General features: G+C 72.0%; 14 protein-coding genes, 2 pseudogenes and 1 riboswitch. Of the genes and pseudogenes, 12 read left to right on the top strand and 4 right to left on the bottom strand.

What is annotated here, in order from left to right; all coding sequences use genetic code 11:
- Nucleotides 1-77: 77 nt before the first annotated feature.
- Nucleotides 78-536, top strand: a complete 459-nt coding sequence (locus ACZ56V_RS26480; protein WP_468945703.1) for an acyl-CoA thioesterase — start codon at nucleotides 78-80, stop codon at nucleotides 534-536.
- On the opposite strand, the gene ACZ56V_RS26475 is transcribed toward ACZ56V_RS26480, so the two are convergent.
- The gene (locus ACZ56V_RS26475) at nucleotides 496-1,707 is read right to left on the bottom strand and encodes an MFS transporter (protein WP_468945700.1); all 1,212 of its coding nucleotides are present in this window, start codon (nucleotides 1,705-1,707) and stop codon (nucleotides 496-498) included. The genes ACZ56V_RS26480 and ACZ56V_RS26475 overlap by 41 nt on opposite strands.
- Before the next feature lie 113 nt (nucleotides 1,708-1,820).
- On the opposite strand from ACZ56V_RS26475, the gene ACZ56V_RS26470 reads away from it, so the two are divergent.
- Entirely contained in the window at nucleotides 1,821-3,020 is a 1,200-nt protein-coding gene (locus tag ACZ56V_RS26470; RefSeq protein WP_398917082.1) for an ROK family transcriptional regulator, read from the top strand.
- Nucleotides 3,021-3,176: 156 nt separating this feature from the next.
- On the opposite strand, the gene ACZ56V_RS26465 is transcribed toward ACZ56V_RS26470, so the two are convergent.
- Nucleotides 3,177-3,611, bottom strand: coding sequence for a hypothetical protein (locus tag ACZ56V_RS26465; protein WP_467381859.1), 435 nt, complete (start codon nucleotides 3,609-3,611; stop codon nucleotides 3,177-3,179).
- A pseudogene (locus ACZ56V_RS26460) lies at nucleotides 3,608-4,004 on the bottom strand (nucleoside-diphosphate sugar epimerase); the annotation flags it as partial. The gene ACZ56V_RS26465 and the pseudogene ACZ56V_RS26460, both read right to left, overlap by 4 nt.
- On the opposite strand from ACZ56V_RS26460, the pseudogene ACZ56V_RS26455 reads away from it, so the two are divergent.
- Nucleotides 3,991-4,244 (top strand): annotated as a pseudogene (locus tag ACZ56V_RS26455) (nicotinamide mononucleotide transporter); the annotation flags it as partial. The pseudogenes ACZ56V_RS26460 and ACZ56V_RS26455 sit on opposite strands and share 14 nt — an antisense overlap.
- 118 nt (nucleotides 4,245-4,362) lie before the next feature.
- Here ACZ56V_RS26455 and ACZ56V_RS26450 read toward each other — a convergent pair.
- Nucleotides 4,363-6,738: a chitinase C-terminal domain-containing protein gene (locus ACZ56V_RS26450; protein WP_468945696.1), complete on the bottom strand. Its 2,376-nt coding sequence runs from the start codon at nucleotides 6,736-6,738 to the stop codon at nucleotides 4,363-4,365.
- A 215-nt stretch (nucleotides 6,739-6,953) separates the two neighbouring features.
- Nucleotides 6,954-7,084: riboswitch (FMN riboswitch) on the top strand.
- Between the two features lie 148 nt (nucleotides 7,085-7,232).
- Between ACZ56V_RS26450 and ACZ56V_RS26445 the strand changes: the two genes are divergently transcribed.
- The 9 genes from ACZ56V_RS26445 (at nucleotide 7,233) to ACZ56V_RS26405 (ending at nucleotide 14,755) form a co-directional block, all read left to right on the top strand.
- Entirely contained in the window at nucleotides 7,233-7,844 is a 612-nt protein-coding gene (locus tag ACZ56V_RS26445) for a riboflavin synthase (protein WP_398917076.1), read from the top strand.
- A complete protein-coding gene (locus ACZ56V_RS26440; RefSeq protein WP_061445809.1) occupies nucleotides 7,841-8,485 on the top strand; it encodes a nicotinamide mononucleotide transporter family protein in 645 nt (214 codons plus the stop codon). The genes ACZ56V_RS26445 and ACZ56V_RS26440 overlap by 4 nt, the downstream gene beginning before the upstream one ends.
- The gene (locus ACZ56V_RS26435) at nucleotides 8,482-9,771 is read left to right on the top strand and encodes a bifunctional 3,4-dihydroxy-2-butanone-4-phosphate synthase/GTP cyclohydrolase II (RefSeq protein WP_468945692.1); all 1,290 of its coding nucleotides are present in this window, start codon (nucleotides 8,482-8,484) and stop codon (nucleotides 9,769-9,771) included. Before ACZ56V_RS26440 ends, ACZ56V_RS26435 begins: the two co-directional genes overlap by 4 nt.
- Nucleotides 9,772-9,792: 21 nt before the next feature.
- A complete protein-coding gene (gene ribH / locus ACZ56V_RS26430) occupies nucleotides 9,793-10,278 on the top strand; it encodes a 6,7-dimethyl-8-ribityllumazine synthase (RefSeq protein ID WP_003977385.1) in 486 nt (161 codons plus the stop codon).
- Nucleotides 10,279-10,312: 34 nt separating this feature from the next.
- Nucleotides 10,313-10,585 (top strand): phosphoribosyl-ATP diphosphatase, encoded by a 273-nt coding sequence (locus ACZ56V_RS26425; protein ID WP_011027788.1) that lies wholly within the window; start codon nucleotides 10,313-10,315, stop codon nucleotides 10,583-10,585.
- Between the two features lie 50 nt (nucleotides 10,586-10,635).
- Nucleotides 10,636-11,493: an ATP phosphoribosyltransferase gene (hisG, locus tag ACZ56V_RS26420; protein WP_052837925.1), complete on the top strand. Its 858-nt coding sequence runs from the start codon at nucleotides 10,636-10,638 to the stop codon at nucleotides 11,491-11,493.
- Between the two features lie 222 nt (nucleotides 11,494-11,715).
- Nucleotides 11,716-12,186: a PH domain-containing protein gene (locus ACZ56V_RS26415; RefSeq protein WP_468945688.1), complete on the top strand. Its 471-nt coding sequence runs from the start codon at nucleotides 11,716-11,718 to the stop codon at nucleotides 12,184-12,186.
- A 203-nt stretch (nucleotides 12,187-12,389) separates the two neighbouring features.
- Nucleotides 12,390-13,721: a hemolysin family protein gene (locus ACZ56V_RS26410; protein ID WP_104633963.1), complete on the top strand. Its 1,332-nt coding sequence runs from the start codon at nucleotides 12,390-12,392 to the stop codon at nucleotides 13,719-13,721.
- The gene (locus ACZ56V_RS26405) at nucleotides 13,718-14,755 is read left to right on the top strand and encodes a hemolysin family protein (RefSeq protein ID WP_398917069.1); all 1,038 of its coding nucleotides are present in this window, start codon (nucleotides 13,718-13,720) and stop codon (nucleotides 14,753-14,755) included. Before ACZ56V_RS26410 ends, ACZ56V_RS26405 begins: the two co-directional genes overlap by 4 nt.
- Nucleotides 14,756-14,883 lie beyond the last annotated feature (128 nt).

The following is a 14,883-nucleotide window of genomic DNA, read 5'->3' as shown; positions in this document are numbered from 1 at the left end:
GGGTCTCCTGAGCGTCCGCTTAGGATGAGGGGAACCGCCGTACCGAGCACACCCGAGCACGACCAGGAGCCCCGCCCGTGACCGCCGAAGCCCCCACCGCCCCCGCCCTGTCCCACGGCCGGCTCGTCCCCGTCACCGTCCACTTCGACGACCTGGACGCGCTCGGACTGCTGCACAACGCCCGCTACCCGGTGATGGTCGAGCGGGCCTGGACGGAGCTGTGGGCCGGGTACGGCGTCCGGTTCGAGGGTGACTGGGCGACGGCCGGGGACGCCTGCAACGCGGTCAGGGAACTGACGATCGGCTACGAGGCGCCGGTCACCCGGCCCGGCACGTACGCCGTCCACCTGTGGCTGGACCGGCTCGGCACCACCGGGCTGACCTACGGCTTCCGGTTCTGCTCGGCGGACGGCGCCACCACCTACGCCCGCGGCACCCGGGTGCTGGTCCGGCTGGACTCCCGGACGCTGCGCCCGGCGCCGTGGAGCGAGGCGTTCAGGACTGCCGGCCGGGCACTTCTGCGACCGGCGGACTGATCTTCGGGCGGTTCCGGTCCCCGGATTTCAGCACCCGCGCGAACACCACCAGGCAGCAGGCCAGCAGGGTCACCAGACCGAACGACACCACCAGACTGGTCGCCTGGGCCAGACCGCCGATCGCGCTCGGCGCGACCAGGCCCGAGGTGTACGTGATGGTGGCGACGCCCGCGATGGCCAGGCTCGGGTTGGAGCCGGCCCGGCCGGCCGCGGCGAAGCACAGCGGGACGACCACGGCGATGCCGAGGCCCATCAGCGCGAAGCCGGACATCGCCACCGCCGGATGGCCGCCGACCACGACGAGCAGACCGCCGAGGGTGGCCAGCACGCCGCTCACCCGGACGGTGCGCACCGCGCCGAACCGGTCCACCACCTTGTCGCCGGCGAGCCGGGCCAGCGCCATCGTCAGCGTGAAGCCCGTCGTGCAGGCCGCCGCCAGACCGGCCGAGGTCTCCAGCTCGTCCCGCAGATAGACCGCGGACCAGTCCAGGCTCGCGCCCTCCGCGAACACCGCGCAGAACCCGACCGCGCCGATCAGCAGCGCCGACCTGGGCGGCAGCGCGAAACGCGGCGGCGGGTCCTCGTCCTCGGCGGGCTGGAGGTCCAGCACCCAGGTGCAGGCGACCAGGCCCGCCACGGTCAGCACCGCGGCGGCCAGGATGTGGTGGGTCCGGGCGTCCGTCCCCAGGTGGGCGGCGAGTGTGCCGGCCGCCGAACCGATCAGCGCGCCCGCGCTCCACATGCCGTGCAGCCCGGACATGATCGACTTGTCGAGACGGTTCTCGATCTCGACGCCCAGGGCGTTCATCGCCACGTCCGACATGCCCGCCGTGGCGCCGTAGACGAACAGCGCGAGACAGAGGGTGAGCAGGTTCGTGGCGAGGGAGGGCAGGACCAGCGCCAGTGTCCACAGGGCCAGCAGACCGCGCAGGGCGGTACGGGCGCCGAAGCGGTGGCTGACGCTCCCGGCCAGCGGCATGGCGAGGGACGCGCCGAGCGCCGGGAAGGCGAGCGCCAGCCCCAACTGGCCCGCGCTCACGCCGGCGTGGTCCTGGATCCACGGCACGCGGGTCGCGAAAGAGCCGGTGACGGAGCCGTGCACGGCGAAGACGGCCGCGACGGCGTACCGGGCGTGCTTCACCTCGCGTCGCCCGTAGGTCGCTGTGCTCATGGTCCACCCCTTCGTGTCCTTCAGTCCGCGGCGTAAACTATCAGGGAGCCTGCCTGATAGATAGTGGATTACCGGCGTGGGCCCCCGCGCCGCCGATCTGGAAGGATCCCGGCATGCCCGCATCCCCGAGCACCGCCCGGGCCATCAACGACCGGCTCGCCCTGCACCTGCTCCAACGGGAAGGACCGTTGACGGCAGGGCAGTTGAAGCAGCTGACCGGCCTGTCCCGGCCCACCGTCGCCGACCTCGTCGAACGCCTCACCGCCTCCGGACTGATCGAGGTGGCGGGGGAGTCCGGCGAGCAGCGCCGCGGCCCCAACGCCAAGCTGTACGGGATCGTCGCCGAGCGCGCGTACCTCGCCGCCCTCGACGTGCGCACCCGGGGCGTCGCCGTGCTCGTCTCCGACCTGCTCGGCCGGGTCCTCGCCGAGGGCTCCGTGCCGATCGACGACCACTCCGGCACCGGTCCCGCGGTGGAACAGGCGGTGAGCCTGGTCGAGCGCGCGGTGAAGGAGGCCGGCGCCGACCGGCTGCACACCGTCGGGATCGGCGCGCCCGGCCTGATCGACCCGGTCGGCGGCGAACTCCGGGATTCCAGCGGGCTGCCCGAGTGGCACCGCCGCCTGATGGCGGCGCTCCAGGAGAAGTTCCCCGAGGCGCGGGTCGGCGTCGAGAACGAGACCAACCTCGCCGCTCTGGCCGAACAGCGCGACGGTGCCGCCCGGGACCGCGAGACCTTCGTCCTGCTCTGGCTCGGCCTCGGCATCGGCGCCGCCGTCGTCCTGGACGGCACCCTGCGCCGGGGCGTCTCCGGAGGCGCGGGCGAGATCGGCTTCATGCCGGTGCCGGGCACCGCGGGCCTGCCCTCCGCCACCGACTGCGACGGCGGCTTCCACTCCGTGGCGGGCTCGGCGGCGGTCACCGCCCTCGCGGCGGAGCACGGCGTGACGGCACGGCCCACCGGGCCCGAGCCGCACGCCGCCGCGCTGGTCCGGGAGGCGGTACGCCGCTCGGCGTCCGGTGACGACCCGGGCGCCGAGCGGTTCCTCGACGCGCTCGCCGACCGGGTCGTCCTCGGCGCCGCCGCCGTCGTCTCCGTCCTCGACCCCGGCTGCCTGGTCCTCGCCGGTGAGATCGGCCAGGCCGGCGCCGCCGCCCTCGCCGACCGCGTCCAGCACCGCCTCACCCGGATGTCCCCGCTGGCCACGGAGGTACGGCCGAGCGCCCTGGGCGGCGGCGCGGTACTGCGCGGCGCCCTGCTGACCGCCCGCGACCGCGCCCAGGACGAACTCTTCGCACCGCCGGAGCGCTAGCCCGCGGCGCCCGGGGCGGGCTGGTCCGCCCCGCGGGGAGGGATCATGGCGGGCGACCGGCTACCCGGGGCGCGAGTGCGCTCGTCCCGGCGGAGCGGCGTGCAGGGGCGTGACACCGGGGCGGTCACTGCCGTCGACGGCCGGGAAGGGGCGTGCTCAGGAAGCCGGCCGTCGTTCTGCGGCGGCCGGCTCGTGGAACGCCGAGCGGTCCGCCGCCAGCCACACCAGTACCGCCGGGAGCAGCACCGCCGTCCCCAGCAGCACCATGAAACCCGCGGCACCCGCCACCGACAAAGGCTCCAGGTGCCGGGCGTGGAACAGGAGGTGGGCGACGGAGGAGACCAGGTAGGCGACCAGCGCCGTCAGTACCAGGCGGCGCTCCATCGTCGCCACCGCCGCGCACAGCACCACGGCGAGCGCGAGGCTCGCCCCGCCGAAGTCCCGGAGCAGGTGTTCGTTGTAGGGCGGCAGGTGCGACACCCACGGCCACTTCCAGAACAGCTCGGGCAGCAGCAGGATCCACAGCCCCAGCACCACCTGGCCGCCCGCGAGCACGGCCAGCCCCGCCCGCAGCCACGTCCGTCCGCTCATCCGCGCCGCCCGCCCTCCCCACCGTCGAACCGCACCGCCGGGTACTCCTCGAACGTGCCCTCGCCGACCGCGTACTCGGGTGCGAGGTGCCCGCCCGCGCGGAACGCGCGGTAAGTCTTCCCCGCGAGCGGCACGTTCACCACGGCCCGTCGCGCCCAGACAGGCAGGGGCCAACGACTCGAAGGTGCGCACCTCGGGACCGCCCAGATCCGGCCCCCGCCCGGCGGGCGCTCCCACGGCCAGTCCGGCGAGCCGGTCCGCGACCTCCGCCACCTCCACCGGCTGGTCCGAGACACGGGCCGGCAGCACCACGACCGGGGCCTTGGCCAGGGCCTGGAGCACCTGCACCACCAGGTCGTGGGACTGGGTGGCCCGCAGCACCGTCCACCCCACCCTGTCCTGGGACCCGTGGCCGGACGCGTACATCTTCGTGGGCACCGTCGTCGCCATGTACGCCCAGGCCCGCGGCATGGTCGAGTTCTGGTTCGCCTGGCTGCTGGTCGACCTCGTCGGCGTCCCGCTGAACTTCGCCAACGGCTTCGCCTTCTCCGGCTTCGTCTGCGTCCTCTACGGCGCGCTCGTCCTGTGGGCCTGCGCGACTGGTGGCTGCGCTCGCGCAACGCGGCCCGCCCCTCACACCGTCGCGCAGCCCGAAGGACCGCGCACCCTGCCGGAGCCCGGCAGGGTGCGTCGGGGGACCCGACGGCGGGCAAGGGCCTTCGTCACCGCCGCCGGGCCCGTTCGGGTGGGGTCAGCAGGCGCCGAGGTCCTGCCAGACACCCCATTCGCCGGTGGTTCCGGGCTCCTCGCCCTTCGTCCACCACTTGGACTTCCACGTGTGCCCGCGGTGGGACACCGTGATGCCACCGCCGTACGACGCGGCCGCGTCCCAGGCCGGGACGGCGCACTGTCCGGTGCCGTCCGTCGGACTGGGGCTCGGCCCCGGGGACTGGGTGCCCGTCGGCGTAGGTGTGGGGGTCGGCGTCTGCGTCCCCGGGTCCACCACGGTCGTGCCCCGGGCGAGGTCGCCGGCCAGGGCGTACGCCGTGCCGCCGATCGTCACCGTCCAGTTCGACGGGGTCGACACGGGCAGGTAGTAGTTGAACGACAGGTCGACGGTCGCGCCCGGCGCCAGCGACTGCCACGCCGGCAGCTTCAGCGACACCCGGTGGAAGTCACCCTTCAGCCCGCCCACGTTGCCGCCGGTGTGGTCGCTCCTGATGACCTTGGTGCCGAAACCGGACTGGTCGGAGGCGTTCCCCGGGGCCGAGGTCCCGTAGTCGAACTGGAACTCCGTGCCGCCCGGCAGCGCGGTCTTCGTGCGGTTCGTGATCCGCAGCCTGGGCGTGATCGGGTAGTTGGAGTCGCCCAGCTTGAAGTCCGTGAACTCCACGTCCACGTTCACGGCCTCCGCCGGCAGGTCCGCGTCCGACTTCTTCGCCCCGTACGGCGCGGCCGACCTGAACGTGTCGTACATCAGGGAGGTGAGGGTGTCGCCCGGCTCGTACTGGCCCTTGGCGGCGTTCCAGCCGTAGTCGCCGGCCAGCTCCCAGACCATCGTGCCGCCGATGCCGCGGTCCGCCACGTAGTCGGCCTTGGCCCCGACCGACTGCTCGTCCTCGGTGGAGAGGAAGACCTTCTTCTCGGCGTTCCACAGCCAGGGGGCGACCAGCGTCGCGTCGTACTTGCGGGCGTAGGTGCCCGTCAGCTTCGTGTCCGCCGGGAAGCCGTAGTCGGTGACGTAGTCGCCGACGATGCCCTTCTCCAGGTTCTTGGCGTGCCACATCGGGTTGGAGCCCGCCGGGGATTCCTTCCCGTCGGTGTCGAGGTCGTGCCAGAGGTTGTCGATGCCGACAGCGCCGTCCCCGCACTTGGCCAGGCCGGAGCCCGCCGGACAGGAGGAGGCGGACGCCCTGCCCCACAGGCCGTCGGTCCCGCCCTGGACGTTCCTGTGGCCGCGGGTGTAGTACGGCAGGCCGATGTTGATGCGGCCGGCCGGCATGGAGCCGCGGAAGTAGTGGTAGGCCCAGTCGGTGTTGAGGTAGCCGACGCCGCCGTACTGGGCGCTGCCGTAGACACCCGCGGCGGCCAGCTCGGCGTCCCTGCCGTCGTCGAAGAGCGAGGCGTTCGGGCCGACGTACTCGTTCCAGGCGCCGTGCAGGTCGTACGACATGATGTTGACGTAGTCCAGGTACTTCTGGACCTGGAAGGTCTCCATGCCGCGCAGCAGGTACCCGGAGGACGGCGCCGCCACGGAGAGGAGGTAGTGCCTGCCGTCCGCGGCGCCCGCGCGGTCGAGCTTCTCGCGCAGCGTCTTCATCAGCGCCGCGTAGCCCTTGACCAGACCGGCCCGGCGGCCGTTCGCGAAGGACCAGTCGAGCGGGTTGCCCGCGTCCTTCATCGTCGTCGGGTACTCGTAGTCGATGTCGACGCCGTTGAAGCCGTACTTCCTGACGAAGTCGACCGCCGAGTCCGCGAAGGTGTCGATACCGGCCTGGTTGACGGAGCCGTCCGCCTTGGTGGCCATCGAGTAGAAGCCGCCCGAGTCCACGCGCGATCCGTCGTCCGCGAAGTAGCCGCCCGTCTCGGCCCAGCCGCCCACCGAGATCATCGTCTTGACGTCCGGGTGCTGCTTCTTGAACTTGTTGAGCAGGTTGAAGTGGCCCTTGTAGGGGAGACCCGGGTCCATCTCGGCGCCCGCGACCCCGGGCCAGGTCATGCCGGTCGCCGCGTTCTTCTCGCCGTCCGAGCCGACGGAGAGCCTGTTGCCGCCGTCGACGTGCGCGAAGGCGTAGTTGATGTGGGTGATCTTGTCCCACGGGATGTCCGGGGCGAGGTACGCCGGCTTCCCGTCCTTGCCCGTGCGCCAGCCGGTGAAGTACCCGATCACCCGGCGCGGGTGGTCGGCGCCCATCTTCTCCCGGCCCGCCAAGTCGTAGACCGAGCAGTAGGGGACGTCGGCACCGGGGGTCTGGTAGAGACCGTCGGGGCGGCAGGACTCCTGGTCGGCGGCCTGCGAGGCGGTCGCCGGGAGGCCGGCGAGCAGCAGGCCGGCGACGGCGGCGACGGCGGCGGACAGGGCCGGCCCCACTCTGTGGCGGGATCTGGAGCGTGACGGGGAAGGCACAGTCGGTTCCTCTCCACGGAAGTTGCGCAGACCCTAGAGAGGACTAGACCAGTGAGTCAATAGGTATGGACCAATCTCAATGCGGGTGGATGGCGGCCCGGTTGGGGCGGTCCTGGGTGGGGGCCCGGTCCGGACGGAGCGTTCTGTGAGCCACTCCACACACTCCGTCCGCATGGGCGGGGATCAGTCGTGGCACACTGGCCGTGTACCAGAAGCAGCGCACTCCGGGGTCGGTGAAAGTCCGAACCGGCGGTTACAGTCCGCGACCCGGTCGCTTCCAGCGACCGGTTGACCAGGTGAAATTCCTGGACCGACGGTTAAAGTCCGGATGGGAGGCAGTGCGCGGCGGGCGAGCATACGTGCGCGCCGCCGATTTCTGGGCGTGCCCGTCAGGGGTGCGTCCTGTCCGGCGTCGCTCCCGGTGTCCTCGTCCGTGACTCTGTCGTTCCGACAGCCCCGGAGTCCGTGCCCGAAGAGGCAGGAGGACCCGGGAAGTGTTCACCGGAATCGTCGAAGAGCTGGGCGAGATCACCGCCGTCGAGACCCTCGACGACGCCTGTCGCTTCCGCCTGCGCGGGCCCGCGGTCACCGAAGGAGCCCGCCACGGCGACTCCATCGCCGTCAACGGCGTCTGCCTCACGGTCGTCGACCACGAGGGCGACGAGTTCACCGCCGACGTGATGGCCGAGACCCTGAACCGCTCCAGCCTCGGCGCCCTCGCCGTCGGCTCCCGGGTCAACCTGGAGCGGCCCACCGCCGTCGGCGCCCGGCTCGGAGGCCACATCGTGCAGGGCCACGTCGACGGCACCGGCGAGATCCTGGAGCGCAAGCCCTCCGAGCACTGGGAGATCGTCAAGATCTCGCTGCCCGCCGACCTCGCCCGCTACGTCGTGGAGAAGGGCTCCATCACCGTCGACGGCATCAGCCTCACCGTCGTCGACGCGGGACCCGACTTCTTCACCGTCAGCCTCATCCCCACCACCCTCGCCCTGACCACGCTGGGCATCAAGCAGCCCGGCGACCCGGTCAACCTCGAGGTCGACGTCATCGCGAAGTACGTCGAGCGGCTGCTCGGCGGCCACGTCGAACAGGGAGAAGCCCGGTGAACTGGCTCAACTCCGAGGCGTTCACGCTCTTCGACCAGCACATCAAGTGGTCCGACATGATCGGCAACGTGATCGGTCTGCTCGGCCTCGCCCTCGGCTGGCGGCGCTCGATCTGGACCTGGCCCGTGCAGTTCGTCTCCGGGCTGGTCCTCTTCGCGGCCTTCGCCACCGCCCACCTCTCGGGCAGCGCGGGCAAGCAGATCGTCGTCATGGTCGTCGCCGCCTGGGGCTTCTGGCAGTGGAACCGCGGCCGGCGACAGACCCAGGACGGCTCCGTCGCCGTACGGTTCGCCACCTGGCGCGAGCGCGGTGCGCTGGTCGCCGCGGCCGCCGTCGGCACCCTCGCGGTGGGCGCCCTGTTCACCGCCTACCCCACCCTGTCCTGGGACCCGTGGCCGGACGCGTACATCTTCGTGGGCACCGTCGTCGCCATGTACGCCCAGGCCCGCGGCATGGTCGAGTTCTGGTTCGCCTGGCTGCTGGTCGACCTCGTCGGCGTCCCGCTGAACTTCGCCAACGGCTTCGCCTTCTCCGGCTTCGTCTACGTCCTCTACGGCGCGCTCGTCCTGTGGGGCCTGCGCGACTGGTGGCTGCGCTCGCGCAACGCGGCCCGCCCCCTCCCCGAAGGAGCGCCCGCATGACTTCGGCACCGATCCTCTACAGCCCCGACGGCATCGACGACCTCTCCCTCGACCCGGTCGAGCGGGCCGTCGCGGACATCGCCGCGGGCCGCCCCGTCGTGGTCGTCGACGACGAGAACCGCGAGAACGAGGGCGACCTCGTCATCGCCGCCGAGAAGGCGACCGAGGAGATCGTCGCCTTCATGATGACCGAGTGCCGCGGTCTGATCTGCGCGCCCATGGAGGGCGGGGAACTGGACCGGCTCCGGCTCCCGCAGATGGTCGACGACAACACCGAGTCGATGAAGACCGCCTTCACCGTCTCCGTGGACGCCACCGCCGCCCACGGCGTCAGCACCGGCATCTCCGCCTCGGACCGCGCCACCACCCTCCGACTCCTGGCGAGCGGCGCCGCCGAACCCACCGACCTGGTCCGCCCCGGGCACGTCTTCCCGCTGCGCGCCCGCCCCGGCGGCGTGCTCGTCCGCAACGGACACACCGAGGCCGCCGTCGACCTCGCCCGCCTCGCCGGACTGCGCCCGGCCGGCGCCATCGTGGAGATCGCCGGCGAGGACGGGCGCATGCTGCGGCTGCCCGAGCTGATCCCGTTCGCCCGCAAGCACGGCCTGACGATCATCTCCATCGAGGACCTCGTCGCCTACCGGCGCAGCGAGGAGCCCACCGTCAGCCGCGTGGCCGAGGTCCGACTGCCCACCCGGCACGGCGAGTTCACGGCGTACGGCTACCGCTCCACGGTCGACGGCGTCGAGCACATCGCCCTCGTGCACGGCGACCTCGGCGACGGCGGGGACGTCCTGGTCCGCGTCCACTCCGAGTGCCTCACCGGAGACGTCTTCGGCTCCCAGCGCTGTGACTGCGGACCCCAGCTCGACGCCTCCCTGGACCGCATCCAGGCCGAGGGCCGGGGCGTGGTCGTCTATCTGCGCGGCCACGAGGGACGCGGCATCGGCCTGATGTCCAAGCTGCGCGCCTACGAACTCCAGGAGCGCGGCCGGGACACCCTCGACGCCAACCTGGAACTCGGCCTGCCCGCCGACGCCCGCGACTACGGCGCCGGCGCCCAGATCCTCCGGGACCTCGGGGTACGCGCCGTCCGCCTGATGACCAACAACCCGGACAAGAGCGAGGCCCTGGAACGGCACGGCGTCACGGTCAGCGGCCGCGAACCCATGCCCGTCCAGGCCGGCGAGCACAACCTCCGCTACCTGCGCACCAAGCGGGACCGGATGGGACACGACCTGCCCTGGCTGGACACGACCCCCGTGTCCACCTGCGGCAACCAGTAAGCAAGTACGACGAGGAGACACGTGAGCGGCAAGGGTGCACCGGAACTGTCCGTACGCAACGTCGGGGACCTCAGGGTCGCCGTGATCGCGTCGCAGTGGCACGACAAGGTGATGGACGGACTGGTGGACGGCGCCCTGCGCGCCCTGCACGAGCTGGGGATCGACGAGCCGACCCTGCTCAGGGTCCCCGGCAGCTTCGAGCTGCCGGTGGTCGCCAAGGTCCTCGCGGGCCGCGGTTACGACGCGATCGTCGCCCTCGGCGTCGTCATCCGCGGCGGCACCCCGCACTTCGACTACGTGTGCCAGGGCGTCACCCAGGGCCTGGTCCAGGTGTCCGTCGAGACCGGCGTGCCCGTCGGCTTCGGCGTCCTCACCTGCGACACCGAGGAGCAGGCCCTGGACCGGGCCGGCATCGAGGGCTCCAGCGAGGACAAGGGACACGAGGCGGTGACCGCGGCCGTCGCCACGGCGGCCACGCTCCGCTCGGTATCCGAACCGTGGCGTTAGGCCGGTCGGCACTACGCGTAAAGTGGGCGGCACCATGTCCAAGAAGACTTTCGAGGAGCTCTTCACCGAGCTCCAGCACAAGGCCGCCAACGGCGACCCCGCCACCTCCCGCACCGCCGAACTGGTGGACAAGGGGGTCCACGCCATCGGCAAGAAGGTCGTCGAGGAGGCCGCCGAGGTCTGGATGGCCGCCGAGTACGAGGGCAAGGACGCCGCCGCGGAGGAGATCTCCCAGCTGCTGTACCACGTCCAGGTGATGATGGTCGCCCGCGGCATCTCCCTGGACGACGTCTACGCCCACCTGTAAGCCACCGCACCCCCCTTTCCCCACCCCTTCACGCAAAGGAAGCCGACCTCATGCTGCGCATCGCCGTCCCCAACAAGGGTTCCCTGTCAGGCCCCGCGGGGGAGATGCTGCATGAGGCCGGCTACCAGCAGCGCCGCGAGGCCAAGGAACTGCGGATCGTCGACCCGACCAACGAGGTCGAGTTCTTCTACCTCCGCCCCCGCGACATCGCGATCTACGTCTCCTCCGGCAAGCTCGACATCGGCATCACCGGCCGCGACCTGCTGATCGACTCCGGCGCCGACGCCGAGGAGATCCTCCCGCTCGGCTTCGCCCGCTCCACCTTCCGCTTCGCCGGCAAGCCGGGCACCGCGAACGGCGTCACGGACCTCAAGGGCCGCACCGTCGCCACCTCCTACGAGGGCATCGTCGCCGCCCACCTCGCCGAGCAGGGCGTCGACGCCTCCGTCGTCCACCTCGACGGCGCCGTCGAGACCGCCATCGAGCTCGGCGTCGCCGAGGTCATCGCGGACGTCGTCGAGACCGGCACCTCCCTGCGCAACGCGGGCCTGGAGGTCTTCGGCGAGCCCATCATGAAGTCCGAGGCCATCGTCATCCGCCGCTCGAACGCCGAGCCCGACGACACCACCGAGCCCAAGGTCCAGCAGTTCCTGCGCCGACTCCAGGGCGTCCTGGTGGCCCGGACCTACGTGATGATGGACTACGACTGCCGGGTGGAGCAGCTGGAGAAGGCCGTCGCCCTCACCCCCGGCCTGGAGTCGCCGACCGTGTCCCCGCTGCACAACGAGGGCTGGGTCGCCGTCCGCGCGATGGTCCCGGCCAAGGAGGCCCAGCGGATCATGGACGACCTGTACGAGATCGGCGCCCGGGCCATCCTGACCACGGCCATCCACGCCTGCCGGCTCTGACCCCCTGGGGCCTGTCCGGCGGATCATGCCGCAGACGCGGGGTCTGGCACGCGCATCTGCGGCGTTGTCGTCGGTTGCCAGGGCTCCGCCCTGTCGCCCTCCTCCGCCTTGCAGCTGCACGCACCAGACCCCGCTCACCAGCGTCAATGAGGTGCCGTGTCTTTCCTGCGACCTGATCCGCCGGACAGACCCCCCTCCCGGAGCACGACCCGGAGCCACACCATGCCCGACACCACGCCGGACGACCTGCCGGCCCTGCCCGTCACCTTCCGTCCTGGCCGCACCCGTGCCGTCCTGATCGTCCTCGCGGTCCTCGCCTTCGCGACCATCACGGCGGTCGGGATGGTGCTGGACGGCCTCGGCCCCGGCGAGCGCCTCAGTTTCGTGTTCACCGCCCTCGTCCTGGCCGCCGTGCTGCTCCTGCTGGCCCGGCCCCGGGTCGTCGCCGACGAGACGGGTGTGACCGTGGTCAACCTGACCGCCAGGCGTCACCTCGTCTGGCCCGAGATCCTCCGGGTCAACCTCCGCCAGGGCGACCCCTGGGTCTTCCTCGACCTCAGCGACGGCACCAGCCTGCCCGCGCTCGGCATCCAGCCGGGCATCGCCAGGCAGCGCGCCCTCGCCGACGCACGCGCCCTGCGCGACCTCGTGGAGGCCCGCTCCGGTGCCCTCCCCGAGGCTCCACGTGACTGACGGCGCGCCGCCGACCCTGCCGCGGGCACCCTTTTCGTGATTAATCTGGGAACGCGGACGCGGCCGTCGCGTCCCCGCCCCCGTCGCTCCGCCCGGTGCGCGGGGTTCCTGCTACCCGAGGAGTGACTCCCTCCGGCGATGGACGGATCGTCCTGCAGTACTTGCGCCGCCCCCTGCTGTGACACCCCACAGGCGGCGGCATCATGACCACCCCCCTGCTGCTTCTGGCAGCCGCGTTCCTGCTGATCCTCGCCAACGGCTTCTTCGTCGCGGCCGAGTTCGGCCTGGTGACCGTCGAACGGCCCGACGCCGAGCAGGCCGCCGCGGCCGGCGACCGGCGCGCCCACCGGGTCGTCGAGTCCCTCAAGGAGCTGTCCTTCCAGCTCTCCGGCACCCAGCTCGGGATCACCATCACCTCCCTCGTCGTCGGCATGCTCGCCGAACCGGCGCTCGCCCGGCTGCTCGACGGCCCGTTCACGGCGATCGGCGTCCCCGACGGGGCCGTGTCCGGTGTGTCGGTCGTCGTCGGCATGCTGCTGGCCTCCGCGGTCCAGATGGTGATCGGCGAGCTGGTGCCCAAGAACTGGGCGGTGTCCAAGCCGCTCCAGGTCGCCCGTTTCGTCGCCGGCCCCCAGCACGCCTTCGCCCGGCTCTTCCACCCGGTGATCGCCGCGCTCAACACCGTGGCCAACCGCCTGGTCCGCGCCCTGGGCGTCGAACCCGCCGAGGAACTGGCCTCCGCCCGCACCCCCGGTGAACTGGTCTCCCTGGCCCGGCACTCGGCCCGGGCCGGCGCCCTGGAACAGGACACCGCCGACCTCTTCGTACGGACCCTCTCCCTCGGCGAACTGACCGCCCAGCACGTCATGACCCCCCGGGTGAAGGTCAGCGCCCTGCACTCCTCGGCCACCGCCGAGGACGTCGTCAACCTGACCCGCGCCACCGGTCTGTCCCGCTTCCCCGTCTACCGGGAGAAGATCGACGAGATCGTCGGCATGGTGCACCTCAAGGACGCCCTCGCGGTCCCCGTGCACGACCGGCTGCGCACCCCGGCCGGCCGGATCGCCCGCCCCGCGCTGCTCGTCCCCGAGTCCCTGCCCGTACGGCCCCTGCTCACCCGCCTGCGCAGCGAGCAGCCCATCGCGGTCGTGGTCGACGAGTACGGCGGCACGGCCGGCGTCGTCACCCTGGAGGACATCGTCGAGGAGATCGTCGGCGAGGTCCGCGACGAGCACGACGGCCTCGACGTGCCCGAACTAGCCCCCGCTCCGCCCGAGGAGGGACGCCCCGCCTGGGACGTCGACGGCAGCTGCCGGGTGGACGCTCTGCGCCGCGTCGGCCTGGAGGCGCCCGAGGGCCCGTACGAGACGGTGGCCGGACTCGTCGCCGACCTGCTCGGCCGCATCCCGGCCGTCGGGGACCGCGCGGAACTGCCCGGCTGGCGGCTCTCCGTCCGCCAGGTCGGCCACTACCGCGCCGAGCGGATACGACTGGTGCGCACCGCCGCGGTCTCCGCCCTGGAGGCCGTCCGATGAGCGTCCTGCAACTCCTCTTCGCCGCGCTGCTCGTGCTCGCCAACGGCTTCTTCGTCGGCGCCGAGTTCGCCCTCGTCTCCGTGCGCCGCAGCCAGATCGAACCCCTCGGCACCGCCCGCGCCCGACAGGTGCTGTACGGCCTGGAACGGCTGCCGCAGATGATGGCCGCCGCCCAGTTCGGCATCACCGTCTGCTCGCTGACCCTCGGCGCCGTCGCCGAACCGACCGTCGCCCACCTGCTGGAGCCGGTCTTCGAGTGGATCCACCTGCCGCACGGCATGATCCACCCGCTCGGCTACGTCATCGCGCTGGCCGCCGTGGTCTTCTGCCACCTCGTCATCGGCGAGATGGTCCCGAAGAACCTCGCGATGGCCGCCCCCGAGAAGGCCGCGCTGTGGCTCAGCCCCGGCCTCGTCGCCTTCGCCCGCCTGTGCAGGCCCATCACCGTGGCGCTCGGCGCCTGCGCCCAGGGCATCCTGCGGCTCTTCCACGTCGAGCCCAAGGACGAGGTCGAGGCGGTCTTCACCAGCGAGCAGCTCAACCGCCTGGTGGAGGACGCCGGCCAGGCAGGACTCCTCGACCCGGAGGAACAGGAACGCCTGGAGGACGCCCTGGAACTGGGCTCCCGCCCGGTCACCGACGTCCTCCTCGGACGCGAGTCCCTGGTGACGGTCAGCCCCTCGGTCACGCCCGGGGAGATCGTCGCGCTCACCGCCCGCACCGGGTACTCGCGCTTCCCGATAGCGGCGGACCAGGGCGCCTTCATGGGCTACCTGCACGTCAAGGACGTCCTCGACCTGGAGGAGTCCGACCGCGCCGTCCCCCAGCACCTGTGGCGCCCGATGACCACGCTGCGCCCCGAACTCCCCCTGGACGACGCCCTCACGGTGATGCGCCGCGCGGCGACCCACCTGGCCCAGGTCACGGACGCGTCCGGGAAGGTGCTCGGCCTGGTCGCGCTGGAGGACGTACTGGAACTCCTGGTCGGCGAGGTCAGGGACCCGGCCCACCGAGAGGTGACGCTGGCGACCTAGGGCCTGTCGTTTGGATCAGGTCGGCTGAGAGTCACTGCGCTTTCAGCCCAGCCGAGCGGGGCGTGGTGCGTGCAGCTGCAAGGCGGAGGAGGGCGACAGGGCGGAGCCCTGGCAACCGACGACAACGC

Source organism: Streptomyces sp. NPDC034099 (assembly GCF_055575415.1).
Note: the sequence above shows the minus strand (reverse complement) of the source record. Positions and strands in the feature narration are given on the sequence as shown.